The sequence below is a fragment of the Bradyrhizobium sp. HKCCYLRH2047 genome (assembly GCF_051168175.1).
In the GTDB taxonomy this organism is placed as follows: domain Bacteria; phylum Pseudomonadota; class Alphaproteobacteria; order Rhizobiales; family Xanthobacteraceae; genus Bradyrhizobium.
This window is the reverse complement of the sequence record NZ_JBNPUM010000002.1, coordinates 740,649-766,577: the sequence shown is the minus strand read 5'-3', so window position 1 is coordinate 766,577 and position 25,929 is coordinate 740,649. Positions and strand designations below refer to the sequence as shown.

Annotated in this window: 20 protein-coding genes; 11 read left to right on the top strand and 9 right to left on the bottom strand. The window is 66.3% G+C overall.

Going from position 1 to position 25,929, the window contains the following annotated elements; translation table 11 throughout:
• Window positions 1-186: 186 nt before the first annotated feature.
• Window positions 187-972 (top strand): histidinol-phosphatase, encoded by a 786-nt coding sequence (gene hisN, locus ACQR1D_RS07025; protein WP_434839660.1) that lies wholly within the window; start codon window positions 187-189, stop codon window positions 970-972.
• A 31-nt stretch (window positions 973-1,003) separates the two neighbouring features.
• On the opposite strand, the gene ACQR1D_RS07020 is transcribed toward hisN, so the two are convergent.
• Window positions 1,004-1,894 carry a LysR substrate-binding domain-containing protein gene (locus ACQR1D_RS07020; RefSeq protein ID WP_315737053.1) on the bottom strand — a complete coding sequence of 297 codons (891 nt, stop codon included), beginning with the start codon at window positions 1,892-1,894 and terminating at the stop codon, window positions 1,004-1,006.
• Window positions 1,895-1,979: 85 nt separating this feature from the next.
• Between ACQR1D_RS07020 and ACQR1D_RS07015 the strand changes: the two genes are divergently transcribed.
• Window positions 1,980-2,732 carry a sulfite exporter TauE/SafE family protein gene (locus tag ACQR1D_RS07015; protein ID WP_315801830.1) on the top strand — a complete coding sequence of 251 codons (753 nt, stop codon included), beginning with the start codon at window positions 1,980-1,982 and terminating at the stop codon, window positions 2,730-2,732.
• Between the two features lie 2 nt (window positions 2,733-2,734).
• Here the strand turns inward: ACQR1D_RS07015 and ACQR1D_RS07010 are convergent, their stop codons facing one another.
• Window positions 2,735-3,376: a LysE family translocator gene (locus tag ACQR1D_RS07010; RefSeq protein WP_315801829.1), complete on the bottom strand. Its 642-nt coding sequence runs from the start codon at window positions 3,374-3,376 to the stop codon at window positions 2,735-2,737.
• Window positions 3,377-3,547: 171 nt separating this feature from the next.
• On the opposite strand from ACQR1D_RS07010, the gene ACQR1D_RS07005 reads away from it, so the two are divergent.
• The 3 genes from ACQR1D_RS07005 to ACQR1D_RS06995 all read left to right on the top strand — a co-directional run bounded on the left by ACQR1D_RS07005 (window position 3,548) and on the right by ACQR1D_RS06995 (window position 10,190).
• Window positions 3,548-5,290 (top strand): adenylate/guanylate cyclase domain-containing protein, encoded by a 1,743-nt coding sequence (locus ACQR1D_RS07005; RefSeq protein WP_316217172.1) that lies wholly within the window; start codon window positions 3,548-3,550, stop codon window positions 5,288-5,290.
• A 114-nt stretch (window positions 5,291-5,404) separates the two neighbouring features.
• Complete coding sequence (locus tag ACQR1D_RS07000) at window positions 5,405-7,198, top strand: adenylate/guanylate cyclase domain-containing protein (RefSeq protein WP_315801827.1); 1,794 nt, start codon at window positions 5,405-5,407, stop codon at window positions 7,196-7,198.
• A 187-nt stretch (window positions 7,199-7,385) separates the two neighbouring features.
• A complete protein-coding gene (locus tag ACQR1D_RS06995; protein ID WP_434839659.1) occupies window positions 7,386-10,190 on the top strand; it encodes a di-heme-cytochrome C peroxidase in 2,805 nt (934 codons plus the stop codon).
• A gap of 46 nt (window positions 10,191-10,236) precedes the next feature.
• Here the strand turns inward: ACQR1D_RS06995 and ACQR1D_RS06990 are convergent, their stop codons facing one another.
• Both ACQR1D_RS06990 and ACQR1D_RS06985 read right to left on the bottom strand, forming a co-directional pair.
• Window positions 10,237-12,765 (bottom strand): YbcC family protein, encoded by a 2,529-nt coding sequence (locus ACQR1D_RS06990; RefSeq protein ID WP_434893722.1) that lies wholly within the window; start codon window positions 12,763-12,765, stop codon window positions 10,237-10,239.
• A 13-nt stretch (window positions 12,766-12,778) separates the two neighbouring features.
• Entirely contained in the window at window positions 12,779-14,368 is a 1,590-nt protein-coding gene (locus tag ACQR1D_RS06985) for an NADH-quinone oxidoreductase subunit L (protein ID WP_434893723.1), read from the bottom strand.
• Window positions 14,369-14,481: 113 nt separating this feature from the next.
• Between ACQR1D_RS06985 and ACQR1D_RS06980 the strand changes: the two genes are divergently transcribed.
• Window positions 14,482-15,381: a LysR family transcriptional regulator gene (locus ACQR1D_RS06980; protein ID WP_316179603.1), complete on the top strand. Its 900-nt coding sequence runs from the start codon at window positions 14,482-14,484 to the stop codon at window positions 15,379-15,381.
• Window positions 15,382-15,486: 105 nt separating this feature from the next.
• Here the strand turns inward: ACQR1D_RS06980 and ACQR1D_RS06975 are convergent, their stop codons facing one another.
• Together ACQR1D_RS06975 and ACQR1D_RS06970 are read right to left on the bottom strand one after the other, a co-directional pair.
• A complete protein-coding gene (locus tag ACQR1D_RS06975; protein WP_316179605.1) occupies window positions 15,487-15,636 on the bottom strand; it encodes a hypothetical protein in 150 nt (49 codons plus the stop codon).
• Window positions 15,637-16,100: 464 nt separating this feature from the next.
• On the bottom strand, window positions 16,101-16,775 hold the full coding sequence (locus tag ACQR1D_RS06970; protein ID WP_316217176.1) for a GntR family transcriptional regulator: 675 nt from the start codon (window positions 16,773-16,775) through the stop codon (window positions 16,101-16,103).
• 145 nt (window positions 16,776-16,920) lie between these two features.
• Between ACQR1D_RS06970 and ACQR1D_RS06965 the strand changes: the two genes are divergently transcribed.
• The 3 genes from ACQR1D_RS06965 (at window position 16,921) to ACQR1D_RS06955 (ending at window position 20,845) form a co-directional block, all read left to right on the top strand.
• On the top strand, window positions 16,921-18,123 hold the full coding sequence (locus ACQR1D_RS06965; protein WP_434863862.1) for an ABC transporter substrate-binding protein: 1,203 nt from the start codon (window positions 16,921-16,923) through the stop codon (window positions 18,121-18,123).
• Window positions 18,124-18,482: 359 nt separating this feature from the next.
• Window positions 18,483-20,045: a TadE/TadG family type IV pilus assembly protein gene (locus ACQR1D_RS06960; RefSeq protein WP_434893724.1), complete on the top strand. Its 1,563-nt coding sequence runs from the start codon at window positions 18,483-18,485 to the stop codon at window positions 20,043-20,045.
• 89 nt (window positions 20,046-20,134) lie between these two features.
• Window positions 20,135-20,845, top strand: coding sequence for a hypothetical protein (locus tag ACQR1D_RS06955; RefSeq protein ID WP_434893725.1), 711 nt, complete (start codon window positions 20,135-20,137; stop codon window positions 20,843-20,845).
• Here the strand turns inward: ACQR1D_RS06955 and ACQR1D_RS06950 are convergent.
• Both ACQR1D_RS06950 and ACQR1D_RS06945 read right to left on the bottom strand, forming a co-directional pair.
• Window positions 20,835-21,683, bottom strand: coding sequence for a tetratricopeptide repeat protein (locus ACQR1D_RS06950; RefSeq protein ID WP_434893726.1), 849 nt, complete (start codon window positions 21,681-21,683; stop codon window positions 20,835-20,837). The two genes, ACQR1D_RS06955 and ACQR1D_RS06950, sit on opposite strands and share 11 nt — an antisense overlap.
• Window positions 21,684-21,764: 81 nt before the next feature.
• A complete protein-coding gene (locus ACQR1D_RS06945) occupies window positions 21,765-22,712 on the bottom strand; it encodes an alpha/beta hydrolase (protein WP_315801816.1) in 948 nt (315 codons plus the stop codon).
• 194 nt (window positions 22,713-22,906) lie between these two features.
• Between ACQR1D_RS06945 and ACQR1D_RS06940 the strand changes: the two genes are divergently transcribed.
• On the top strand, window positions 22,907-23,386 hold the full coding sequence (locus tag ACQR1D_RS06940) for an Hsp20 family protein (RefSeq protein WP_434893727.1): 480 nt from the start codon (window positions 22,907-22,909) through the stop codon (window positions 23,384-23,386).
• Between the two features lie 164 nt (window positions 23,387-23,550).
• Complete coding sequence (locus ACQR1D_RS06935) at window positions 23,551-24,315, top strand: alpha/beta fold hydrolase (protein WP_434893728.1); 765 nt, start codon at window positions 23,551-23,553, stop codon at window positions 24,313-24,315.
• Window positions 24,316-24,502: 187 nt separating this feature from the next.
• Here ACQR1D_RS06935 and ACQR1D_RS06930 read toward each other — a convergent pair whose 3' ends face one another.
• Window positions 24,503-25,477: a hypothetical protein gene (locus ACQR1D_RS06930; RefSeq protein ID WP_434893729.1), complete on the bottom strand. Its 975-nt coding sequence runs from the start codon at window positions 25,475-25,477 to the stop codon at window positions 24,503-24,505.
• Window positions 25,478-25,929 lie beyond the last annotated feature (452 nt).

Below are 25,929 nucleotides of genomic sequence, written 5' to 3'. Positions count from 1 at the left end.
CGCCGGTTTCGCTTTCACTTTCACATCAGGGGCTCCGACGGCTCAATCGCGCCCCGTAAGCGCGGCCGGACACCAAACGGTATCCATGATGCCACGCCGGTGTTCCATATCCGGATGCACCCCGAACCGCTTTGAGCTAGGCATAGCGGCTCATTGCCACCCGATTCCCTCACCCAAGGACGCGCTGTGACGGTCATCGATTTCTCCGCCTTCATCGGTCGTCTGGCGACCGCGTCTGGCGAAACCATCCTGCCGTTCTTCCGGACCTCGCTGCTGGTCGACAACAAGAGCAGCCGGCAGGATTTCGACCCGGTGACCGAGGCCGACCGCGCCGCCGAGGCGGTGATGCGCCGCCTGATCAAGGCGAACTTTCCGCAGCACGGCATCGTCGGCGAGGAATTCGGCAACGAGCGCGAGGACGCCGACTACGTCTGGGTGCTCGATCCGATCGACGGCACCAAGTCCTTCATTGCCGGTTTTCCGACCTGGGGCACGCTGATCGCGCTGCTGCACAAGGGCGCGCCGGTGTTCGGCATGATGCACCAGCCCTTCATCGGCGAGCGCTTCGCCGGCGACAACGGCTCCGCCAACTACAAGAACGGCGGCGGCGAGCGCCGGCTCTCGGTGCGGCGCTGCGAGCGTCTCGGGGATGCGGTGTGCTATACGACGAGCCCGCTGCTGATGAACGAGGCCGATCGCGCCACCTTCAGCCGGGTCGAGGCCGAGACGCGGCTGTCGCGCTATGGCGGCGACTGCTACTCCTATTGCATGCTGGCCGCGGGCCATCTCGATCTCGTCATCGAGACCGAGCTCAAGCCCTACGACATCGCGGCGCTGATCCCGATCATCAACGGCGCCGGCGGCATCGTCACCAACTGGGAAGGCGGCCCGGCTCAGAACGGCGGCCGGATCGTCGCCGCCGGCGACAAGCGCGTCCATGAGGCGACGCTGAAGCGGCTGGCGGCGGGCTGAGCCCGCCTCCATCGGCCTGTCGTCGGGCGCCTCACGCGGCGGCCCGTCGTAAATGCTCGACGAGCAGTTTCGCGGGACGCGGCAGCGCCTTGAAGCTGCGGGCGCAGATCACGAGCCGCCGATCGGCCCAGGCGTCGCGTAGCGCGACGAGGCTGATCGGCATCGACCGCGCGCAACGTCGCGCCGCCGCTTCGGGCACCACGGCAATGCCGATCCCGGCCGCTACCATCTGGCAGATCGCGTCGAAATCGCGCAGCCTGGCCCGCACGTGCTGCCGGATGCCGAGCCGCGCGGCGTGCCGGCCGATATGGACGTTGAGCGCCGTCCCCTGCGTGAGGCCGATGAAATCCTCCCCCGCGGTCTCGCTGAAGTCGATCTGCCGGCGGGCCGCGAACGGGCTGCGCCGTCCGGCCACCAGGATCAGCCGGTCCTCGCCGAAGGCGAAGCGCTCGATCGTCTCGGGCAGAGCGTGCTCCGCCGCAAAGCCGAGATCCGCCCGGCCGGACGCGATCGCCTCGGCGATCTCGGTGCTCTCGCGCTCCTCGACATCGACGTTGATGTCGGGATGCTCGCGCAGAAAGGCCGCCAGCGCCTTCGGCAGATGCTCGGCGAGGCCGACCGTATTGGCGAGCAGCTGCACGTTGGCGCGACGGCCGGATGCGAAGCCCGAGAGCTCGCCCTGCATGGCCTCGACATTGGCCATGATGATGCGGGCGTGATCGAGCAGGCTCTCGCCGGCCGCGGTCAGATCCACGCCACGCCGGCCGCGCTTGAACAGCTCGACGCCGAACGCGTCCTCCAGACCCTTGATCCGCGCGCTCGCCGAGGCCAGCGCCAGATGCGCCCGGTCGGCGCCCCCGGTGATGCTGCGGGCCTCGGCCACGGCAATGAACAGCCTGAGATCGACCAGATCGAAACGCATGGTCATCCTGCCTCAGTCCTGGACGAAGGCTTGCTCCGTAACCTCCACATTGTGCCGCCGGCGCAGTCTGGTCAATGTGACAACCATGATCGATCCCATCCTCATCTTCATCGCCTTCGCGCTCACCTTGGCCGGCTTCGTCAAGGGCGCGCTCGGCCTCGGCCTGCCGACCATCTCCGTCGGACTGCTCGCGGTCGCCATGCCGCCGGGCCGCGCGCTCGCCATCGTCATCGTGCCGGCCGTGATCACCAACATCTGGCAGACCTTCGCCGGACCTTACCTGCGCGATATCGCCAGGCGCCTGTGGCCGCTGATGCTGGGGACCGCGATCGGCATCTGCCTCAACGCCGGCGCGCTCAGCCATGCCTCGACCCGCTGGGGCAACGTCGCGCTCGGCGTCTTGCTGATGCTCTATGCCCTGCTCGGCCTCACCAAGCTCGCCTTCAAGGTCGCTCCGCCGCACGAGAAATGGGTCGGCGGCATCGTCGGGCTCGTCACCGGGCTGATCTCGGCCGCCACCGGCGTGCAGGTCGTACCCTCGGTACCGTACATGCAGGCGATCGGGCTCGAGAAGGACGAGTTGGTCCAGGCCCTCGGCGTGTTCTTCACGGTCGCCACGGTCACGCTGGCCTTCAACTTGACGAGCTCCGGCCTGCTCAGCACGGCCACCGCCCTGCCCGGCGCGGTCGCGATGGCCGGCGCCTTTCTCGGCATGTATGCCGGCCAGGCGGCGCGATCCCGACTGCCGGCCGAGGCGTTCCGCCGTGTGTTCCTGATCGCCATGATCCTGCTCGGCCTGTATCTCGCCGGCACGGCGGTCATCGAGCTGCTCTGGTAAAGTCAGCGCGCCTCGAGCATCGCGATCCGGACCCCGAGATAGATCAGCAGCCCGCCGATCGCGCGGTTGAGCCAGAGCAGTGTGGCGGACGAGCCGCGCACGCGGCGCGCAGCACGGGCCGCGACGACGGCGACGCCGAGGCACCAGATCGTGCTGTTGACGATGAAGATCGTGCCGAGCAGCAGGAAGGCGATCGCCTTGTGCGGCGCCTCGGCTGCGACGAATTGCGGCAGGAAGGCGAGGAAGAACATCGCGACCTTCGGATTGAGGATGTTGGTGAGCGCGCCCTGCCAGAACGCCTGGTGCAGCGTCACCACCGGCATCGACGTCGCATCACTCGTCCTGGCGGCGTCCGGCCGCCGCGCCAGAAGCTGCGTGATGCCGAGATAGACCAGATAAGCCGCACCGGCCCATTTCACCGCAGCGAAGGCCGTGGCAGAGGCTGTGAGCAGCGCCGACAACCCGATCGCGCTTCCGAACACGTGGACCAGGCAGCCCGTGCTGATGCCGAAGGCGGCAGCGGCCCCGCCGCGCCAGCCCATCTGCGCGCTGCGGCCGACGATGTAGGCGGTGTCGGGACCCGGCGTGATGTTGAGCAGCAGCCCGGAGACGAGAAACAAAGGCAAATCGTGAATGCCGAGCATGATTGAGCATTTCCTAACAATACTGGTCTAACCATACCTGGCCTCGGCATTGCCGTCTCGCCCCGCAGAGGCCGGCGCGGGGCCGCATGGCGAGGTGCCGCGATGGGTTCCGGAAAAGCGTTGGATTCGGCCGCCTCGGCCGTGGTATGCGCGAGGCGGGAGCACGATGTGATGGAAAGACGCCTCGCCGCCATCCTTTGCGCCGACGTCGCCGGCTATTCGCGCATGATGGGTATCGACGAGGACGGCACGCACGCCGCCTTCAAGGCTCATCGCGGCGCCATCCATCCGATCATCCTCAACCACGCCGGCCGCATCGTCAAACACACCGGCGACGGCTTTCTGCTGGAATTCGCCACCGCCGCCAGCGCCATCCAGTTCGGGATCGAGATGCAGTCCTTGATGGCGGAGCGCAACGCCGATCTGCCGTCCGACCGCAACATGCGCTTCCGGCTGGGAATCCATCAGGGTGAGTTCACGGTCGATGACGGCGAGGCCTTCGGCGACGGCATCAATGTCGCCGTCAATCTGGAATCGATCGCCGTCCCGGGCGGTGTTGCCGTCTCGGCCAAGGCTTATGAGGAGGCCGGCCCGCAACTGCCCATCAAGCTGACCAGCGCCGGAAGCTTTCAGTTCAAGAACCTTCAGGAGCCGGTGCAGGCGTGGACATGGGAGCCGGGTAGCGCGGCGATCCGGAGCGGGACGAGCGTCACCGGCCTGCCGCCGCAATATCGCTCCGCGATCGTCGGCGTGCTGCCGTTCGTCAACCTCTCCGACGGCGCCGACGCGTATCTCGCCGACGGGCTCGCAGACGACCTGATCCATGCGCTGTCGCTGCAATCGTTCTTTCGCGTCCTGAGCCGCACCTCGACGTTTCGCTTCAGGGACCGCGGCCTCAATCCCCGCCTGATCGCACGCGAGATCGATGCGACCTACCTGATTCAGGGAACGGTGCGGCGCTCTCGTCACAAGCTCCGCGTGACGGCGGAGCTGATCGCGCCCGAGACCGGCGCTCAATTGTGGACCGGTCGCTACGACGGCGACGTCGGTGATCTCTTCGCGATGCAGGACGAGATCACCACCAGCCTGTGCGCGGCGCTGATGCCGGAGATCTATCGTGTTGAAGCCTCGATTCCGGTCCGTGCGCCGGCGACCGACCCGACCGCCTGGGACCGCTTCCTGCGCGGTCTGTCGCACTACTACCGACCGACCAAGGCCGACTACGAGATCTCCATCTCGCTGTTTCGGCAGGCGATTGCGCTCGATCCCACTCTCGGGCTCGCCCACGCTTATCTTGCGACCATTCTGATGCAGGGTATCAATTTCGGCTGGATCAAGGGCTCGCGCGAGCTCTGGGACGAGGCGAAAAATCTGGCGCTGGACAGCGTGCGGCTCGACGGGCGCTCGTCGTTCGCCTATGCGATCCTTGCCTTCGTGCAGGCCATGCAGGGCGACCATGAGGACGGCATGAAGGCGGCGCGCAAGGCGACCGAGCTCAATGCCTACGACATGGGCGCGCGCGGAGTGCTCGGGCTTTGCCATATGGTCAACGGCGAGCACCAGCAGGCGATCGATCTGTTCTCGATCGCGGCCCAGCGCGGCAACAGCGATCCGCGCTACCAATGGCCGGCGCTGAACGCCTACAGCCACTACCTGCTCGGCCGCTATGAGGCCGCGTTGTCCTGGGCCCGCGAGGAGCTGTTTCTCTACCCGAACCATCTGCAGGCGCTGACGATCCGCGCGGCGACCCTGGCGCAGCTTGGCGCGACCGATCAGGCGGGCGACGCCGTCGACGTGCTGCGCGCGCAATATCCCTGGCTGACGCTCGACCGCCACATCAAGAACATCCGATGGAAACGCCGGGAGGATATCGATCACTACCGCGACGGACTGATCAGGGCCGGGCTGGTTTGAGCCAATCGGGCCGCATGGTGCCGGCCCGCCACATGGCCTACACATTGCTTCCGCAAATTGATTGGATTCGACCGCTGTTGCCGTGGTATCGCCGTGTGTGGGAGCAAAGACGGAATGGAGAGACGGCTGGCCGCGATTGTCTGTGCCGATGTGGTCGGTTACTCGCGGATGATGGGCGCCGACGAGGCGGGAACCCATGCCGCGTTCAAGGCGCATCGCGGCGCCATCCACCCGATCATCCTCAATCACGGCGGCCGCATCGTGAAATACACAGGGGACGGGTTTCTCCTGGAATTTCCGAGCGTCGTCGGCGCCATCGCGGCCTCGGTCGAGGTGCAGAAGCTGATGGCCGAGCGCAATGCTCATTTGCCGGCCGACCGCGTGATGCAGTTTCGCCTCGGCCTCAACATGGGCGACGTCATCTTCGATGAGGACGAGGTATTCGGCGACGGCGTCAATACTGCGGTGCGACTTGAAGCCGCAGCACCGCCTGGCGGAATTGCCGTCTCCCACAAGGCCTACCAGGAAGCCAGCAAGCACCTCACGGTCACCTTCGTCGACCGCGGGCCGTTCCGCTTCAAGAACATCGAAGACACGATCAACGTCTGGACCTGGGATCCGTCCTCGCCGGAGAAGAGACGCGAGCAGCGGTCCGCCACGGCCCTGCCGGCGCAATACCGGACCGCCATCGTCGGCGTGCTGCCATTCGCCAATCTCAGCGGCGAGACCGACGAGTACTTCTCGGACGGCCTGGCGGAGGACCTCATCCATGCGCTGTCGCTGCAGTCGTTCTTCCGGGTGCTCAGCCGCAACTCCACCTTCGCCTTCAAGCATGCCGGCATGAGCGCCCGCCTGATCGCACGCGAGATCGATGCGACCTATCTCATCCAGGGCTCGGTGCGGCGCTCCGGCGACAAGATCAGGGTCACCGCCGAGCTGGTCGCGCCGGAGAACGGCGAGCAGCTGTGGGCCGGCCGCTACGACCGCGACATCGGCGACCTGTTTGCCGTGCAGGACGACATCACCGCCAACCTGTGCACCGCGCTGATCCCCGAGATCTACCGCGCCGAGGCCGCGGTGCCGGTGCGGTCCAAGACGACCGACCTCACGGCGTGGGACCGCTTCCTGCGCGGGCTGTCGCACTACTACCAACCGACCAAGGCCGACTACGAGAGCTCGATCGCGCTGTTCCGCGAGGCGATCAGGATCGACCCAGGTCTCGCGATCGCCCACACCTATCTCGGCACCATCCTGCTGCAGGGCATCCATTTCGGCTGGATCAGGAATTCACGGGAGCTGTGGGACGAGGCAATGGCGCTGGCCGAGGCCGGCGTCCGGCTCGATTCCCGCTCGTCGTTCTCCTATTCGCTGCTGGCCTATGTCCATGCCATGCAGGGCCGGGTCGAGGCCGGGATGGAGGCGGCGCGCAAGGCGCTGCAGCTCAATCCCTATGACATGGGTGCGCGCGGCGTGCTTGGCGTCTGCCATCTCGTCGGCGGCGAGCACCGTCAGGCGATCGAGCTGTTCTCGGTCGCTGCCCAGCGCGGCAACAGCGATCCGCGCTATCAATGGTCGGTGCTGAGCGCGTTCAGCCACTACATGCTCGGCCAGTACGACGCCTCGCTGTCCTGGGCGCGGGAGTCGCACTATCAGAATCCGAACCATCTTCAGTGCCTCGCGATCCGCGCCGCCGCGCTGGCGCAGCTCGGACGCTCGGTCGAAGCCGGCGAGGCCGTCGCGGCGCTTTTGAGCCAGCATCCGTGGATGACGATCGAGCGCCTCCTGAGCAACATCCGCTGGCGCAATCCTGCTGACATCGCGCATTATCGCGACGGCCTCACCAAGGCCGGCATCCCGTTGACCAAGCTCACCCTCGTGGACACCAAGGCCAAATTCGCGGGCGAATAGCGCGATCGCGACTTGAGGTTGACACTTGAGGTTGACACTTGGGCGGGTTACTCCAATCATTCACGATTGCATTGTAGCGTTCAGACGGCGGCCGACCCGCCCGTTCCTCGGCGCAATTCGGCGCCGCCTTCGTTTGTTTGCGTGATTTCGTTTTCATCACTCAGGTGCTTTCCAAGGATGTTCTTCGATGCAAGAAGACAGCGCCCGCGCCCGTGACGCCCTGCCCGGACAGCTTCCGGTCTCGTCCGACAACCCGTGCCCCTTCCTGCGTGCGCTCGTCGCCGGCGGCTTCGTCGACGGCCACAGCGTCCCGCTGAAGACCATCGGCGACCGGGTCGAGGCGGCAAGCGGCGAGACCGGCTTCAAGAAGCGGCTCGTCGGCATCGAGACCTTCGGCGTGGCGCTGATCGCGAACGGCCTGTCGCCGCTGCGGCTCCTGAAGAGCCTGTGGTCCGGCGCCGATCTCGACCAGTTGCGCAACGGTCCGCTCGACAAGCATGGCGGCGGCTCGCGCATCCTCGACGCCGAGGCCAAGGTCCATCCCGAGGAGATCGACCGCTTCGCAAGCTTTGGCAGCGACTATCCCGATCCCAACGGGGGCACCGAGCGCGGCCTCAACGCGGCCCAGATCCAGACCTTCATGAAGGCCAATCTGACGCGCGACGGCGACCAGGCACGCTGGTACTTCCCGATCCTGATGCAGGGCGAATGGCCGGTGCTGCTGAACATCCTCGGTAAGGGCGACGGCGATGGCCGCTATCTCTCCGTGGCCGAGGTCCGCGCGCTGTTCGTCGAGCGTCGCCTGCCGCAGCGTATCGCCGCGCGGCTGATGGCCAAACCCAAGCCCGCGAACATCGTCTGGCGCATCGGCAAGGCGCTCGTCGGCGGCGCGGTCGCCGCGGCGCTGGCGCTGCTGCTGCTCTGGGTGGCCGCGCCGGACGCGGTGAGCGACAAGCTACGCTCCATCCTGCCGTCCGATGCCGCGGCCCTGGTGCCGCCCGCGCTGCCCGAGACCGAGCCGACCAAGGCGGCCTACTGGCTCGACCAGGGCTGGACCACGCAGGACCGGCACTGGTTTCACCACGTGACGCAGGGCACCGCGACCTTCCCGATTCCCTACGCCTGGTTCATGGCGATGGAGCAGCCTTATCTGACGCCGTTCGGCACGCCCGGCCTGATCTCCGACAGCGCCTATCTCGAACGCTTCGGCTTCATCCCGAGCCCGAAGAGCGTCGACGGCGACCCAAGCGTCCTCCGGCCGTTCGGCTACGCCGCCACGGCTGCCAAGACCGAGCCCGCCGCGCCGCTACCCGCCGGCCTCAAGCCGACCCCGGCCGGCAACGAAGGCGGCCTGCCGGTCGGCTTCGCGCGGCTCACTGGCGCTGCCGATCCCACCACCGGTGCGCCGCAATCCGACAAGATCGGCCTCACCTGCGCGGCCTGCCACGCCGGCAGCATTCACTACAAAGGCGTGAGCGTGCGCTTCGACGGCGGCCCCGGCATGGTCGACCTGCGCAAGCTGGAAGAAGCCATGGGTTTTGCGATGATCTTCACGCAATACGTGCCCGGACGCTTCTCGCGCTTTGCCGATCGCGTGCTTGGGCCCAATGCAACCGATGCCGATCGCGACGCCCTGAAGAAGGGGCTGAAGGACGCGACCTCCTTCGCGCTCAACATGCAGGCCAAGAACTACAAGGACACGATCAAGGCCAAGAAGCAGATCGAGACCGAGGAAGGCTTCGGCAGGCTCGATGCACTCAACCGCATCGGCAACCAGGTGTTCTATCTCGACATGGCCGTGAGCGGCCTGCCGAACATGCTCGGCAACCAGGAGGCCATCGACGCGCCGGTGTCGTATCCGCCCATCTGGACGGTGCCGTGGTTCTCCTGGGCGCAGTATGACGGCTCGATCGCGCAGCCCTTGATCCGCAATGCCGGCGAGGCGCTCGGCGTGTTTGCACAGATCAACCTCTCGCCGGAGACCGCACGGGACAAGCTGTGGCGCTCGTCGATGGCGATCGAAAATCTGCTCTACATCGAGAACATGCTGCGCGGTCCCGATCCGTTCGCGACGACGACGCCCGCGTTCGGCGGGCTGACCTCGCCGAAATGGCCGGAGAAGCTGTTCGCCGGCGACGACGCCTGGAAGATCGATCCGGCCCGCGTCGAACGCGGCCGGAAGCTCTATGCAACGATCTGCGTCGAGTGCCATCTCGGGCCGGTCGCCGACACCGTGTTCGACAAGACCTATCCGGACAAGAGCTTCTGGAAGATCAAGCCGGCCGATGACTGGGAGAGCAAGGGCTGGAATGCCAAGGGCCCGATCCTCGACCTCGTGCAGAAGCCGGTCGACGCGATGCAGACCGACCCTGGACAGGCGAGCATTCTCGCCAACCGCAAGGTCAAGGTGGCAGGCTTTCTCGAGGTCGATCCGGCCAAGGACCTGAAGGGTTGCAACCTGCCGCAGGACTCGACCACGGACATGCCCTATGCGCTGGCGCTGATGGCCGTCGTGCAGAAGGCCAGTGACAAATGGATGGAGGACCGCAAGCTCTCCGAGGCAGAGCGGACCGCATTGTGGGGCGATCGCAGGAACTGCCCCAACCCGGCCGGCAAGAGCTATCGCGCCCGCCCGCTCAACGGCGTCTGGGCGACCGCGCCCTATCTGCACAACGGCTCAGTGCCATCGCTGTACTGGCTGCTGACGCCGGCTGCCGAGCGGCCGACGTCGTTCTGCCAGGGCGCGCGCGACTATGACCCGAAGGCGGTCGGCTTCGCCGTGCCGAAGGGCGGCGAGAGCGCGTGCAAGGTCGGACAGACGCTGTTCATGGCCAGCGATTCGAGCGGCAAGCCCATCAAGGGCAACAGCACGCTCGGTCATTCCTTCGAAGGCCCGACCAAGCCCAACAAGGATTATCCAAACGGCATCATCGGCGGCGCCTTCTCGGAGGACGAGCGCTGGGACCTCATCGAATATCTGAAGACGTTGTGAGGATGTGAAGCGGCGCGCCTTGCCGACGGCGAGGCGCGCCAGCGCGTCATGCCGCCCTCCAGAGACCGGGGCGTAGGCACCGCCGGATGGTCGTGCCCTGCTCGCTCAGCGAATGCAGCATCACCCAGCCATTGGCGACGAGATCGCGGACGCCCTGGTGGCGTTGCATGATCTCGTCCATCGCACTCTCCGGCGCGGCGATGAACACGTTCAGGCGAACCGGCTCGTGGATGAAGCGGGTGCCGTCATGCACCGACTGCCAGGGCAGTCCGACCCGGAGATCGCCGGCATTGCCCTCGAGCACGCCGAGTTGCCCGACGATGTTGTGCAGCACCTTGTTGCCGCTGCCGAAGGCGGCATTGTTCACGGTCGAGCCGTAGTACTGCAGATTGATCCAGCTCGCGACCACCATCGGCGCCGTCATGATCAGTTCGAGCGTCCGATGTCCCTCGTCGCGCCCCGCCTCGTAGGAGTGCAGGAAGACGCGGCCGCCGAGGTCAAGCCCGCGGGTGAAGCTGCGCGGCGCGGCGATGAAGGCGGCGTTGCCGGCGAGCCCCCATTCGGGCCGCACCTGCGACCAGTCGCGGGTGCGCGCGACGACGGCCTCGTCGACATCCGAGGCGTCGCGGATGCCGAGCAGGGCGCTGCGCTCGAGCCGCGCCAGCCGTCCGGCCTCGGTCAGCCGCGCCCTCAGCCGCGCGAGGTCCTGCGCGAGCGCCGCCGGAACGTCGTCCTCATCGAACAGCGTGACCGCATCGGTGGTGGTGTCGTGCAGCGCGCCGATGAACCAGCAGTCGGCGGGAATGTCGATGTCCTTGGCGCGGAGGCCCTCGCGGACGCGCCGGTCGTTGAGCACGGCTGCCGCGACACGCGCGTTGGCTTCGCCCGTGTGACCGCCGCAGGCGCCGCAATCGAGCCCGGAGGCGTGCGGATTGTTGACCGTCGTGCTGCCGTGGCCGGCCAGTAGCACGAGCCGCGCGAACGGCCCGGTCAGCGACATCGCCTTCAGCACCGCCTCCGCCATCGCGACGCGCTGCACGTCGTCGAAGCCGGTCACGCGCCCGCCGAGTTCGCCGGGCGTCAGTTGCGGCATCACCCGCGAGGCGACCTCCGGATCGAGACCATCTACGACCGGCGACGGCACCGGCCGTGTGACGCCGGCGCTATCGGTCGCGATCTTGGCGGCGAAGCCGAGGCCCGCAGCCTCCACGAAGGAGAACGACGACACGGCCGAGACCTTGAACGACTTCCATGCCTTGGCGGCGCGCCGCCGCAGCAGACGCAGGCCAAGCACCTCAGCCTCCTCGACATCGTCGGCGCCCTTGACGGCCTCGCAGACGGTGAAGGCGGGCTTCAGCAGCACCGGGCACTGCGCGCCGCCTCTGGTGTGGCCAATCGGCACGTATTCGATCGGGAAGCCGAAGAAACCGGCGAAGCCGATGGTCTCGGCTTCCGGATAGGCGGTCTCCAGCGCGCGGCGGAAGATCTCCGAGCGCACGTCGATGCAGAACGCGGCCTGGACCAGCGGCCGGGCCGGCAGCTGCGTGATCGATCGCTGCGCACCATGGGTGGCGAGCTTCGCGACGAGCCTCTCGCGGAACCCGATCTCGTAGGCTTCATGCAGAATGAGATCGATCGCAAGCTCGGGCGTCTCCTCGAGCCGGTGGTCGGCCGGCAGCTTGGCCGCCTCGGCCATCGCCTGCGCCCAGGCCTTCTTGAACGCCTCGTCGGTCCGTGCCTGGAACAGCGCAAAGCCCCAGGCGAGCCGAATGGCCAGCAGTTCCAGCAGAGTATCGTCTCGCCCGCCGTCGAGCTGCGCGTTCCAGCCGATATAGCGCGCATAGGCCGACCAGCCGCCGAGATCGAACAGCGCCCGCACCAGATAGTCCTCGACGGCCCGAGCTGGGATTCCCAGCCGATCCACGATCAGGCCGATCGCCTGCACCGGATCGGCGGGCAGCTCCGCGACGGCTTTCCGGAATCCGGCAAGGCCCATCGCCTCGGGATTGCGATCGTAGGCCGCGAATTTGCGCCAGGCCGCGTAGGGCTTCAGCTTCCGCACCGGGCTCGGCCAGCTCGCCTGCCCCTCGTCGAAATAGGTGGCGCAGAAGGCCGAGATCTCGTCGATCATGAAGGCGACAAGCGAGACGTAGCGGTCGCCCTCGGCGAGCCGGTCGAGCACCTCGGCGACGGTCGCGACCACGGCGGGCGGCGACGACTGCGCGGCCTCGGCAAGAGCCTTGCGCTTGAGCTGTTCGACGTCGAGGCCCATGGATGGATGCGACATGAGAGCCTGCGTCAGCGCGGCATCGTCGATCCGGCCGTCATCGAGCGCCTGCCGGTAATACGCCCGCGGCATCAGCATGCGCGTGCGCACCACGCGCTCGAAGGTGGCGGCGGTCGCCGCGAAGCTCTGGCCGGTGAAGCCGAGGAACGGATTGACCGCGACGAAGTGCTTCAGCGGCCACAGCGGCGCGACCCGCTGACAGGCGCTGTCGATGCGGGCCATGAGCCCGGCATCGGCGGGGGTGTCGAGCGGATCGGCCATGGACATGGCGAGGGCGGCCTGGGTCATCGGAGATCTCGGATCACTGGTTGGACGGGAGACGTGCGGTCGAATGCCTCGGCCCTAAGGTCAGCACGAGACGGTTGGCGAGCGTGTTGAGATAGAGGCCGTTGCGCAGGTGGACGTAGGCCGCGATCCAGAACGGCGCGTCGGCGCGGCGCATCATCTGGTTCTGGAACACGGTGACGGCCGCGAACGACACGACGACGGCGGCCGCGATCAGCATCGGCACGATGCCGTCGACCGGCCGTGCAGCCGGGATGCTGCCCCCGACCAGCCAGGCCATCGCGGCCTGCAGCGCGAAGTAGACGATCGCGACACCGGCCGCGGTGACCGCGGCGCGAGCGACGACGAAGGCGTTCGGCCGCTCGTCGATGGCGTTGGCCATCAGGTGAACGAGCCCCATCAGCAGCACCGAGCCGAGTGCGATCTGCGCCGGGTTGGTGCGCAAGGTCATGCCGAAGGCGAACCCGGTGAGCAGCGCGAGCCCGATCACGGCGACCAGCGCCAGGATCAGCCGTGCCGCGTGCGGCTGGCCGCCGGGGCTCGGTGTCCAGGACGCCCGGGCAAGATCGATGATGCTGCCCGAGGACAGGAAGGCATGCGCCTTGTAGAGCGAGTGCGCCACGATGTGCAGCAGCGCCGCGGAGAAGGCGCCGAGCCCGCATTGCAGCAGCATGAAGCCCATCTGCGCCACCGTCGAATAGGCCAGTTGCACCTTCACCGAGGTCTGCGTCAGCATCACCAGCGAGCCGAACAGCGCGGTGGCGCCGCCGACGATCGCGAGGACGTCGAGCGCGGGCGTGGCCAGCAGCAGCACGTCGCTGAGCCTGAGCACCAGGAAGCCGCCGGCATTGATGATGCCGGCATGCAGCAGCGCCGACACCGGCGTCGGCGTCTCCATCACCTCGATCAGCCAGCCATGCAGCGGCAGCTGGGCGGATTTCAGCATGGCGGTCGCGACGATCAGGAGCGCTGCAATCGTGACGATCGGAGAGCCAACCCCCTCGCCCACCCGGGCGTGGGCGACGAGGCCGGCAATCTCCAGCGTGCCGAACCGGATGTAGAGCAGCAGCGCAGCGAGTGCGAGGCAGGCGTCGCCGAGCCGGCTCGCGACGAACTTCTTGCGCGAGGCGCGGATCGCAGCCGGCCGGGTCTCGTAGAACAACAGCAGCTTGCCGAGCGAAAGGCTCGTCGCGACCCAGGCGGCGAGCAGAAGCACCAGATTGCCCGCGATCAGCAGTGTCAGCACCGCGGCGAGGGTCAGCAGCAGCCAGCGCGTGAACCGGACCTGACCTGGATCGCCGTCGAGATAGTTGCGGCTGTAGCGCACCACGACCATGCCGATGAAGCTGACGAGAACCGAGAGGATGGCGCCGAGCGCGTCGAGCTGAAGCGACAGCCCGAGGCCGTATCCGCCAAGCATCGGCGTCCGCCCTGCCCCGACGACGGCCGCAGCGAGGCTCGCGACCGTCGCGATGCCGAAGGCGATCGCCGCGGCGAGGATCGCGCGGCGAGCAACGTCACGGGCGCTGGCGTGGATGCCCACAAGTGCGGCGACACACAGCGTGAGCGGCGCAAGCGCCGCGAGGCAGGGAATGAGCGGGTTCATGACGGCTCGACAGGTTGATCAAATGAGACGGCTGCCCCCTGCTTTACCGGCCCACGATGCTTCTTAAAATTTCAATGATTGAACCTGATCGTTATAAAATATAGAACGATGCCATGCCGCACCTGAACTACCATCACCTGCGCTATTTCTGGGTCATCGCCAGCGAAGGCAGCATGAGCCGCGCCGCGCAGCGGCTCAACGTCTCGCCCTCCTCTCTCTCGGTACAGATCAAGGCGCTGGAGGCGCAGCTCGGGCAGAAGCTGTTCGAGCGCACCGGCCGCACTCTGCAGCTCACCGAGGCCGGGCGCATCGCGCTCGACTATGCCGGCAGCGTGTTCAAGTCCGGCCATGAGCTGATCGAGACGCTGTCGGGCCTACGGCCGGGACGACAGTTGCTGCGGGTCGGCGCCGCGGCGAACCTGTCGCGCAACTTCCAGATCGCCTTCCTGAAGCCGCTGATCGCGCGGGTCGACGTTGAGCTGATCATCCGCACCGGCCAGTTCGCCGAGCTCCTGGAGCAGCTCGATTCCCACAAGCTCGACCTCGTGCTCGCCAACCATCCGGCAGCGCCGGACATGCGCAGCAGTTTCGAGAACACACTGATCGACGAACAGCGCGTCAGCCTCGTCGGCCGCAAGCCGACCGGGCCCGCGCGATTCCGCTTTCCGCAGGATCTCGCGACGACGCCCGTGATCCTGCCCGGCCGAGGCAGCGCGCTGCGCTCGGCCTTCGATGCGCTAGTCGGATCGGGCGGGATCCGCCCGATCATCGCCGCCGAGGTCGACGACATGGCGATGCTGCGCCTGATGGCCCGCGAGAGCGGCACCGTCACATTGGTGCCGTCGATCGTCGTGATCGACGAGCTGCGCTCCGGCACGCTCGTCGAGCGCGCGCGGCTGAGTGCGCTGAAGGAGCAGTTCTTTGCCGTGAGCCAGCAGCGCCGCTACGCCAATCCGCTCGTCGCCGAGCTGATCGGATCGCGCGCCAGGAAGACCGGTTCACGGCCCGAATGACTGTCGGTGACAGCTTGTCTCGAGAGAGGTTGCAGGCAGCCCGCCTCGGGACGGGTGAGTCCTGCGGACCAACTACCGACTGGGGCCGGGTCGGCAGCGGTTCGATCAGAACATCGCGGGCGGGCTGACATTCACCCCGTGCTGGACCAGCACGAGTGAAGCGACCACGCCGGTCAATGAGAACATGGTCACCAGACCGAAGCCGGAATTGAGCGCATGGGGACCAACCAGCTTCCGCGCAATCTTCATAATCATCAATGTCTCCTCCAGGAATGTCGTTAGTGGACGCCACTAGCGGGACGGCGCGTTACCGGGACGTTTCCAAACTTGGAGAGATCGCCGCGTGGTGAATGCATGCTTGAATGCACAGCAAGCCCGGCATGAAGCCCGATTAACACTGACGGCGGATTCACAAATGCATCGGGACGAGGGAGGCGTCGGCGCTCGAAAAGGTTGAATTTTCTTAACAGCTCGCGCTTGACGGATGATGTCGACGACAAGGGTGGACTACGACCGCGCTCGAGGCATGGTGGTTCGCGTCGCGCCGAGCGATCGCATCTACGCGCGGCGCGCTTAGTTCGACGCTTCTCAGCGGAAGTACATCGCCCCCCGAATGAAGTGTCCGCAGCCGTCAGGCTACCCTCATTCATTCGGCTGGTGACATCCGGTTAGGGACGGATCGCGTCGAAGACGTTCGCCGTCTGCGTCCTGATAGGGTCCTACTTCGCCTCGTTCATCGCCGTCGCTGCGAGCAGCGCCGCCTCGATCGTGTCCCGGGTCTTGTCGAGATGCGCCGTCATGAGCATCACAGCGCGCTCGGTGTCGCGCGCCAGCGCCGCCTCCATCAGTTCGCGATGCTCACGCGCGGCATCGCGGTTGCCCCGATCGGTCTTGCGGGCGAGATCGAGATAGCGCTCGTTGTGTGCAAACAGGAGATCACGCACCCGCATCATCCAGGCGCTGCCACAGGCCTGGGCCAACGCGGCATGGAAATCGGCATGCGCCAGCATCCAGGCCGGCGAGAAGCTGCCGTCATGAGCCGCGATCGGCGTCGCGGCCAGACGGTGATGCGCGGCAACGACCGTGGTCTCCCAGGCAAGATCACCGTTGGCGATGGCGCGGCGCAGGCACTTGGTCTCGATCTCGACGCGCATGTCGGTCAGATCGCGCAGATCGGCCACCGAGACCGGCGCCACGCGGAAGCCGCGCTGCGGCGTCGCCGTCACCAGCCCTTCCGCCGTGAGCCGCGCCAACGCCTCGCGGATCGCCCCCGTGCTGACCGAGAAGGCTGATCCGAGCTCGCTGATCTTCAGCTTCTCCTCCGGACGATAGAGGCCGGCGAGCAGGCTGGCACGCAACTGCTCGTAGACGGTCTGGGTGGCGCTGCCGGACATCGACTCACTTTCGCGGGAATTCACACTAGCAGAGCCAGAAAGTACATTTTCATCAAAAAAATATATTTTAATTGCACGACCCTCAACCTCCCCCTATGCTGAGCGCCAAAACGCCGCCGGCAGCGCGGCCACCAGGGAGGTATCCATGCGAAGCGCCATCGCAGCGGCAGGATTGTTCGTCGTCGCGTCCGTCCTCGCCGCGCCCGTGCGGGCGGAGGATCAGCCGGGCATCACCGCCGGCGAGATCCGCATTGGACAGACCATGCCCTACAGCGGGCCCGTGTCCGCCTTCGGCATCCTCGGCAAAGGCGAGGTGGCCTATTTCAAGATGGTCAACGACCGCGGCGGCATTAACGGCCGCAAGGTCAACCTGATCTCGCTGGACGACGGCTACGTGCCGCCCAAGACCGTGGAGCAGACGCGACGGCTGGTCGAGAGCGACGAGGTGTCGTTCATCTTCTCGACCATGGGCACCGCGCACAACACTGCGATCGCCAAGTATCTCCAGGGCAAGAAGGTGCCGCAGCTGTTCGTGGCCTCGGGCGCCTCGAAGTTCGGTGATCCCCAGCAATTTCCGCTGGCCTTGATGGGGGTGATGGCGCCGTTCCGCAACGAGGCCCGGATGTATGCGCGCTACGCTCTGCAGAAGAAGCCGGATGCGACCTTTGCCATTCTCGCGCAGAATGACGATTTTGGCCGCGACTATCTCGCCGGGCTGAAGGACGTGCTGGGCGAGCGCTTCGACAGCGCGGTGACCGTCGCAAGCTACGAGTCGACCGATCCGACCATCGACTCGCAGATCGTGAAGCTGAAATCGACCGGCGCCGATGCGCTGATCATTGCCGCGACGCCGAAATTCGCCGCGCAGGCGATCCGCAAGACCCATGAGATCAACTGGCGCCCGCTGACGTTCCTGAGCAACGTCTCGGTGTGGATGTCGTCGGTGATGGAGCCGGCCGGCCTCGAGGCCGGCACCGGCATCATCTCGACGGCTTACGTGAAGGACCCGCTCGATCCGGCCTGGGCGGACGATGCCGGCGTCAAGGGCTGGCGCGACTACATGGCCAAATACGTGCCCGACGGCGACATCCGTGATTCCAACTACGTCAACGGCTACAACAACGGCATGGTGCTGGAGCACGTGCTGAAGGCCGCCGGCAACGATCTGTCGCGCGAGAACATTTTGCGGCAAGCGCTGTCGATCAAGGATCTGGAGCTGCCGATGCTGCTGCCGGGCATCAAGGTCAGCACCAGCGAGAGCGACCACCTCCCGGTCGAGCAGGTGCAGTTCATGCGCTTCACCGGCAAGCAGTGGGAGCGGTTCGGCGAGGTGCTGTCGACCAAGTAGCGGCGGCTGCTCCGTGGATCGTCGGCGCGGCTCCGCGCTGACGACGGGTGCATGCATGGGCTGGCACGGTATTGGAGGACGGCGCCTCTCTCTCGCCACGTAAACAAAATCGCAACAGTCGCCTGCGATGTTTCGTCGCAGGTCAACCGAATTCGCAATCGGCGTCCGATACATCCACATGTGGTCCCGCGCGCGACGGCGTCCCCCTCTGCTCACGACCGGGGAGCGGGCGGAGCTCGTGCCCGGTTCTCACTGCAGGTCTCCTTGAAGCAGTCGCGGAGATGATCGCCGCAGGGAAGCGCCAACAAGGAAAAGAATACAGGTCCTCACCGCCCCAACGGGATCTTTTGAGGAAGAGCATGACGGATATCAGCCGACCAGCGAGCCGGGCGATCGCCGCCATCGCGCGCTTCTCCCGCGACAGCAAGGCCAATATCGCGGTCACATTCGCGCTGGCGCTGTTGCCGATTCTCACGGCGATCGGATGCGCGACCGACTACTCCATGGCCATGCGCATGAAGATCAGGCTCCAGTCTGCGGCCGATGCCGCGAGCATCGCCTCGATCTCGGTCAACTCGGCAGGCTATGCAGCGGCGATGGCGATGACGTCGGACGGAACCGTTACCGCCGGGGTCTCCGAGGCGGACAACATCTTCAAGGGCAACGCCTCTACCTTTCAAGGCTACACATTGACGTCTGAGACCAGCACCGTCACCAAGAGTGGGTCCACACTGACGTCGCAGGTGCAATTCACCGCCAACGTGCCGGCCACGTTCCTGACGGTGATCGGCTATCAGAATCTGACGGTCAGCGGCCAATCGTCCTCCTCCGTCACCCTGCCGCTCTATCTCGACTTCTACTTGACGCTGGACGTCTCCGGCTCGATGGGCCTGCCGTCGACATCGGCCGAAGCGCAGCGCATGCAGGCGATCAGCCCGGACAACTACCGGCAATACCCCACGGGGTGCACGCTGGCGTGCCACTTCTCGCCGCAGAACAGCGCGTGCACCGATACGGGGACCCAGGGATATCCTACCAACAACTATTGCCTGGGCTATGCGATCTCGCGCGTCAGCCAGAGCGGCTACAAGAGCCTGCTGACCACCAACAAGAACAACCCCAAGGGCGTTCAACTGCCGTCGTCGATCGTGTCCGGCCTGCCGAACTCGCTGTACAAGAACCTGGCGACCGTTGCGAACTGTCCGACCGACGGGACGGATTCTTGCATCCAGCTGCGGCTGGATGCGGTGGGCTATGCCGTGAACCAGCTGTTCGTCACTGCGAACAACACCAAGAAGGTCAGCAACCAGTTCCGGATCGGTCTCTATCCCTTCATTCGCTATCTCTATTCCTACTTCCCGCTCACCAGCAGCATCAACGGCTCGACGTCGGATTCGACCACCATCAACTATGCAGCCGCCAACCTCGCGACCCTGCTCGACACCAACACCAACGCATTTCTGGGCTCGGGCGGCACGCACATCGACACGGCCCTCTCCAGCGTCAACAACCTGATCGTCAGTGTCGGCAACGGCAGCGCTTCGACCAACACCCTGCCCTACGTATTCCTGGTCACCGACGGCGCACAGGACCCGCAGGTCAAGGGCGTCCCCAATGGCTCATGGTCAGGCAGCAACCATGCCACCGTGATCGATCCGAACACCTCCTGCACACCGCTGAAGAACCGCGGCATCATCATTTCCGTGCTCTACATACCCTACCAGGTGATCAATCCGGTGAACGCATCCTTCGCCGGTGACGAAGACGACTATGCCAACAGCAACATTCCTTCGATTCCGCCGAGCCTGAAGGCCTGCGCCTCGCCAGGATTCTTCTATACTGCGAACACGCCCGCCGACATCACGTCGGCGCTGAACGCGATGTTCAATCATGCGGTGTCCGAGGCGCATCTGACGAGATAGAGCATCGCCAGGCCCGGGCTCGGCCGGTTGGACTTTCGGCGGCGAAGGCGTAGACATCTGCCGTCGTCCCCAGGAGAACCGCGGCGCCGATGTCCGAGACTGAACCGCTCACGCTGAAATTCCGCTGTCCGAAGGAGCTCGAAGGCCTGATCCCGCAACCGGTGCCGGCGCCGATGGGCGTTCCCGACTGGGTCAAGACGATGCCGGCCACCGCGTTCAGCGCGCTCAACCAGGCCGAGGAGCAGACCGTCAAGCGCTGCCCGCCCTTCATCGACGCGATGACGACGGGCTTCCTCATTCCGCTGATCTGCGATCTCGCGGTCGAGGACGGCGGCATCAGCTGGGACAACGAGCTGCCGCCGGGCGGTGCGATCGATTTTCCGCGCTCGCCGATCAGCTTTCACGACGTCGCCCAGGTCACGGGATCGCCGCTGTTCGAGGCCGACCGCTTCCTGCTCAAGTTTCACAATCTCTGGACGATCGAAGCGCCGGAGGGCTGGGCATTGCTGTTCACGCATCCGCTCAACCGCTTCGACCTGCCCTTCACCACCTTGACCGGACTGGTCGACAGCGACCGCTTTCACGACTCGTTCGTGCACTTCCCGGCGCACTGGCATGACACGGCGTTCCGCGGCCTGATCCCGAGAGGAACGCCGGTCGCGCAATGCATTCCGGTGAAGCGGCAGGCATGGGCGATGCAGACCGCGGCCTTTACCGAAGAGGAGATCGCCGAGATCCACGAGGTGCGCGATGCGCTGAAGCGCGAGACCGGCGTCTATCGCAAGCGGTTCAGGGCTTAGCTGTCGCAGCGCCGTCGATCTGCAGGAATCTGGCAGCGTCGCTCGGACGGAAGAAGAAACGGCCGTGCGAGGTGACGGCGAGCGTGTAGGCCGCGCGGGTCAGCAGATGCGGCCGGCCGCGCACCGCCGTGCGCAGCGCAGCCTGGGCGCCATCGCGATCCCCCATCTCGGCGAGACACATCGCGAGATTGGCGCGGGTCTGCGTGTCCTCCGGCCGCAGCCCGAGCGCATGGCGGTAGGTGCCTGCGGCCTCGGCATAGTCGCCGTCGAGGAACTGCACCCAGGCGAGCTCGATCAGGATGTCGGGCCGTCCCGGCGCGGCCTCGCGCGCCGCCAGCAGGTGCGTGCGGGCACGAACGCGGTCATTGGCCTGAAGAGAGAGGCGTCCAAGATCGAGCTGGAGGTCGACGCTGTCGGGTGACAGCGTCAGCGCCTCCTCGATCACGGCGATGGCTTCACCGAGCTGCCCCGACTTGGCAAGCCGCCCCGCCAGTTCCTGGAACGCCGGCAGAAACGGCGGCCGCCGCGCCGCGGTCTTGCGCAGCTGCGCGATGCCGTCGGCGGCGCGTCGTGCCTCGCACAAGGCGGCGCCGAGCAGCGTCTCGAGTTCCGGATCGCTGCCGCGGAGCACAGCCTTCTCCAGCGGCACGAGCGCCTCGTTTGCGCGGTGCTGGCCCAGCAGCGCATGGGCATGAACGAGCAGCGCGGCACGATCGGTCCTGGCCGTGCGCAGGATCGAGGCGGCGATCTGCTCGGCGCGGGCGAACTGCCGCGCACGCAGCGCGTGGATCGCCTCCTGCAGCGCCTGCGCCTGCTGATTTTTCCGCCGTTCACTCACGTCTGCCGCCAAGCTCCGAGGAGGACGTCGATTCTAGCTAGCCCGCCCGCCCAGGGGTGTCCAGCAAACGGGCGCGACGGCTCAGCCGAACAGCGGTGTGCCCGGCACGAAGGCATCGAACGCGGCCCAGAACTGCGAGCGGTAGCGGTCCTGCTCCTGCAGGATCTCGTGCTTGGCGCCGGCGATCACGAGATGCGAGCCGGCGCGCAGATGATAGGCGAACTCCTCGATCGCCGCCGTCGACACCACGGTGTCGCTGGAGGCCGCCAGCATCAGGATCGGCTGGCGGATCTGCGACGGATAGCTCATGCCGCGGAAGGTCATCATCGCGGAGAACGCCGCGTCGGCCCAGGCGACCGTGGGCGAGGCGATGCCGAGCGTCGGATCTTCTTCGAGGATCGCGGCGTTGCGGGCATAGCGGACCGGATCGGAGGTCAGCGGATTGTTGACGAATGGCGCCAGCCCGCTGATCTCGTCGTTGCCGCCCGGCACGTAGCGGCCGCCCTGTCCGGCGATGCGCATCGCCCGCAGCAACAGCCGCGCCGGCAGCGCGGTGCGGCTGCCCGGAAGGTCGATCATCGGCGCCGACAGCACGATGCGATCGAACCAGCGCTTGCCGGCATGGGCGAGCCGCAGCAGCACCGTGCCGCCCATCGAATGCGCCAGCGCGAAATAAGGCGGCGGGCAGTCCGGCAGCACGACTTGCGTGACGAAGGTCTCCACGTCGGTCTCGTAGTCGGAGAACGAACGCACATAGCCCTTGCGGGAATCGCGCAGGCGCCGCGACGAATGGCCCTGGCCGCGCCAGTCGATGATGGCGACGGCAAAGCCGCGATCGCGCAGATCGCGCACCGTCTCGAAATACTTCTCGATCATCTCGCTGCGGCCGGTGAACACGCACACCGTGCCCTTGCGCCCGGCCGGCGGCGCCCAGCGCGCAAAGCGCAGTTCGGCGCCATCAGGGGTCTTGATGGTGCCGGCAGTGACGTTTTCGGGAACGGGATTGGCGGGAATCGAGACGAGCGTCATGAGGCGCCCATCGAATAGGTGAAAGGCAGCGGGAATCAAGGGGTGGAACGGCAAAAAGAGCAGGTCCCGAACGCCCTTGAACGTCGAAACGCCTGCCCTACATCGAGATCGTGCAGGCCGCATCAGGCTGCACGACAGCCCGGCCCGATGGCGGGCGGGTTTGCCCAATAGTCGCTCAATGGAGGACTTTGACCATGCGTACCTACGACCTCACCCCCTTCTATCGTTCCACCGTCGGTTTCGACCGTCTGTTCTCGATGCTCGATCAGGCCACCGCCGAGCCCACCCCCGGCTATCCGCCCTACAATATCGAGCGCACCGGTGAGAACGCCTACCGCATCACCGTCGCCGTCTCCGGCTTTGGCAAGGATGAGCTCTCCCTCGTCGCGAAGGAAAACACGCTGACGATCAAGGGCGAGAAAGCCGCCAACGAGAACGGCAAGAAGGCTGAGGTGCTGTATCGCGGCATCGCCGCCCGGGCCTTCGAGCGCTCGTTCCAGCTCGCCGACCACGTGGTGGTGAAGAACGCCAGCCTCGAAAACGGCCTGCTCCATGTCGACCTCGTGCGCGAGATTCCGGAAGCGAAGAAGCCCCGTTCGATTCCGATCTCCACATCAGCGCAAGGCTCCGAGCAGCCGGTGATCGAGGGATCGGCCGAGAAGGCCGCCGCGTAACCGGCACACAGACTTGAGAATGCGAACGCCCCGGGCAGCCGGGGCGTTTTTTTGTGCGTTGCTGCAGTGCAATCAAACGATCGTGACGGGCGGTAACGGCCTGCACCCGGCCAGCGAAGACGCCAGTGATGACCTCACTCACCCGAGCCACTGGAGCCTCAACGATGAACGTCGTTCGCACCCTCACTTTCGTCGCCGCCCTGACGGCATTGGCCGGCCCTGCTCTGGCGCAGCCCGCGCCGCCGCCCAAGGTCCACAACGTCGTGCTGGTGCACGGCGCCTGGGCCGACGGCTCGAGCTGGGCCAAGGTCATCGCCTATCTGCAGGCGGCCGGCCTCAAGGTCACGGCCGTGCAGAACCCGCTGACCTCGCTGGCGGACTCCGCGGCCGCCACCCGCCGCGCCCTGGCCGAGCAGGATGGGCCGGCCGTGCTGGTCGGCCATTCCTGGGGCGGCACGGTCGTGAGCGAGGTCGGCACCGATCCGAAGGTCAGCGCGCTGGTCTATGTCGCCGCCCGCGCCCCCGATGCGGGCGAGGATTTCGTCAAGCTCGCCGGGCAATATCCGACGCCGCCGGCACGCGCCGGCATCGTCGACCATGACGGCGAGACCAAGCTCAACGAGGACGCCTTCCTGAAGGACTTCGCCAACGGCGTCGATGCGACGACGGCGAAGGAGCTCTATGCGGTGCAGTGGCCGACGGCGGCGACGATCTTCGGCAACCGCACCACCCAGGCGGCGTGGCATGACAAGCCGTCATTCTATGCAGTGTCGAAGCAGGACAAGACCATCGATCCGGATTTCGAGCGCTTCCTGGCCCACCGCATGAAGGCGACCACGATCGAGCTCGACGCCGGGCACCTGTCGCTGGTGTCGCATCCGAAGAAGATCGCTGATCTGATCCTGAAGGCCGCCGGTCAGCACGAGTAGTGCGACCGATGGTGCTGGGGTCTCATCGGCTGCTCCAAACGACCTGTCATGCCCGCGAAAGCGGGCATCCAGCACGCAGCGGCGGTCGTGAATGACCAAGTTGCCGGTGTTGACTGGATCGCCCGGTCGAGCCGGGCGATGAGGTCGTTGGTGGTGGCAAGAGGCCGGGCAGACCGTCTGACCGCCTCTATTCCAAACCCTGTACAGCCGGCATCTTTGCCGTCGGCAGGATCGGGGGCACCGGCTTCGCCGTGGGCACCGCGATGGAGCCAGTCGTCTGCGGCGTGGCTGTAGCCGCGGCCGATTGCACGGGCTTCGGCTCTGAGGGTTTTGCATCTGAAGCCTTGGCCTCGGAAGCCTTGGCCTCTGAAGACTTGGCCTCAGATGTGTTGGCGTTCGAAGCCTTGGCCTCGGCCGGCCTGATGTCCGCGGGGCTGGGCGCGACCGGCTTGACCGCCTCGGCCGGCTTCGGATTGAGCGCTGCGGTCTGCGGTGCCGGTGCACTCGGCCGCGCGGCAGGCGTCGGCACTTTCGGCTGGATCGGCACCGCAGTGGCAACGCGCGGCGCAGCCGGCATCGGCGGCACCAGGCGCGGATCGGCCCGGATCACGCTCGGCGGCGGCAGGCGGTCGAGGCCACCGCGCGGGGCGGGCTCATAGCGCATCCGCTCGTACTCCTCGCCCCATTGGAACGCCGGCACGAAGCGGATGATGCGGCCGGAGCGGGCATCGACCACGAGCTTGCCGTCCTCGCCCTGGCGATCGAGCACCGCCACGATCCAGACATTGCCGCGCTGGCGCGGCGCGCCGAGCGGCGAGAAACCGTTGTCGCGCAGAATGGCATAGACCTCATGCACCGGCAGGAACGCGGGCGCATAGCCATAGTCCTGCTGATAGCCCTCTCCGTAATTGTCCTGGCGGTAGACCGGCGCCGGCGGCACATAGCGCTCGTCGCGGTAGCCGTAATCGGGGCCCGGCCGGTAGCCGTAACGCGGCGGCGGCGCGGGCACGACGGCCGGCGGCGGCAGATCCGAATAAGGCGCATCGAAATCGGAGACCGCCGTGTAGGGCGCACGGACGCCCAGTGGCGGCAACGGCTCGGCCTGCGCGGCGGCGAACGTCGCGATCAACCCGGCTGAGACGACTCCAACTAGCAACTTCATGGCTCAAAGCTCCTGCATGCCCCCGCACGTGAAGCTGTTCGCTTCTTCTCAAGTGCGGCGGAAGGTCTGCCGTGATTCCGGCGGTCCTGGGTCGGCGAAGGGGCGGGATCGGGGCGTTAGGTTTCAAAATCGAGCGCAGCGCGTGATCGCCCGATCGGGCTGGGTCGTTCGGTCAGTGGCAGAAACGGAAGATTTGCCGGGGAATGCCCGCGTTGCCGGGCGCGCGCCGCAGGACTCCGCAGTGCTTGTGTGATAGGTTAAAGTTTGGCATCTTGCGGTTTAGGACAGAAATGCTGTCTAAAATTTCGTTGCAAAGGTGACCGAGACTTTGCAATGATGTTACGGCGCCTGAGGGCGCTGCGACATGAACAGGCCGCGGTCGTCCAGCGGGGACATGGTCCCCCGGCGGCTGGCCTGAATTCTGCAAATGCGGCTCGCTGAAAAAGGACGAG

Bases quoted from the DNA above. Each gene is read 5' to 3' on its own strand.
- ACQR1D_RS07005 (WP_316217172.1), top strand. From the start codon at position 3,548: ATGGAAAGACGCCTCGCCGCCATCCTTTGCGCCGACGTCGCCGGCTAT.
- ACQR1D_RS06980 (WP_316179603.1), top strand. From the start codon at position 14,482: ATGCCGCACCTGAACTACCATCACCTGCGCTATTTCTGGGTCATCGCC.
- ACQR1D_RS06965 (WP_434863862.1), top strand. From the start codon at position 16,921: ATGCGAAGCGCCATCGCAGCGGCAGGATTGTTCGTCGTCGCGTCCGTC.
- ACQR1D_RS06930 (WP_434893729.1), bottom strand. From the start codon at position 25,477: ATGAAGTTGCTAGTTGGAGTCGTCTCAGCCGGGTTGATCGCGACGTTC.
- ACQR1D_RS07000 (WP_315801827.1), top strand. From the start codon at position 5,405: ATGGAGAGACGGCTGGCCGCGATTGTCTGTGCCGATGTGGTCGGTTAC.
- ACQR1D_RS06975 (WP_316179605.1), bottom strand. From the start codon at position 15,636: ATGATTATGAAGATTGCGCGGAAGCTGGTTGGTCCCCATGCGCTCAAT.
- ACQR1D_RS06995 (WP_434839659.1), top strand. From the start codon at position 7,386: ATGCAAGAAGACAGCGCCCGCGCCCGTGACGCCCTGCCCGGACAGCTT.
- ACQR1D_RS07015 (WP_315801830.1), top strand. From the start codon at position 1,980: ATGATCGATCCCATCCTCATCTTCATCGCCTTCGCGCTCACCTTGGCC.
- ACQR1D_RS06945 (WP_315801816.1), bottom strand. From the start codon at position 22,712: ATGACGCTCGTCTCGATTCCCGCCAATCCCGTTCCCGAAAACGTCACT.
- ACQR1D_RS06990 (WP_434893722.1), bottom strand. From the start codon at position 12,765: ATGACCCAGGCCGCCCTCGCCATGTCCATGGCCGATCCGCTCGACACC.
- ACQR1D_RS07020 (WP_315737053.1), bottom strand. From the start codon at position 1,894: ATGCGTTTCGATCTGGTCGATCTCAGGCTGTTCATTGCCGTGGCCGAG.
- ACQR1D_RS07010 (WP_315801829.1), bottom strand. From the start codon at position 3,376: ATGCTCGGCATTCACGATTTGCCTTTGTTTCTCGTCTCCGGGCTGCTG.
- ACQR1D_RS06985 (WP_434893723.1), bottom strand. From the start codon at position 14,368: ATGAACCCGCTCATTCCCTGCCTCGCGGCGCTTGCGCCGCTCACGCTG.
- ACQR1D_RS06955 (WP_434893725.1), top strand. From the start codon at position 20,135: ATGTCCGAGACTGAACCGCTCACGCTGAAATTCCGCTGTCCGAAGGAG.
- ACQR1D_RS06960 (WP_434893724.1), top strand. From the start codon at position 18,483: ATGACGGATATCAGCCGACCAGCGAGCCGGGCGATCGCCGCCATCGCG.
- ACQR1D_RS06940 (WP_434893727.1), top strand. From the start codon at position 22,907: ATGCGTACCTACGACCTCACCCCCTTCTATCGTTCCACCGTCGGTTTC.
- ACQR1D_RS06970 (WP_316217176.1), bottom strand. From the start codon at position 16,775: ATGTCCGGCAGCGCCACCCAGACCGTCTACGAGCAGTTGCGTGCCAGC.
- ACQR1D_RS06935 (WP_434893728.1), top strand. From the start codon at position 23,551: ATGAACGTCGTTCGCACCCTCACTTTCGTCGCCGCCCTGACGGCATTG.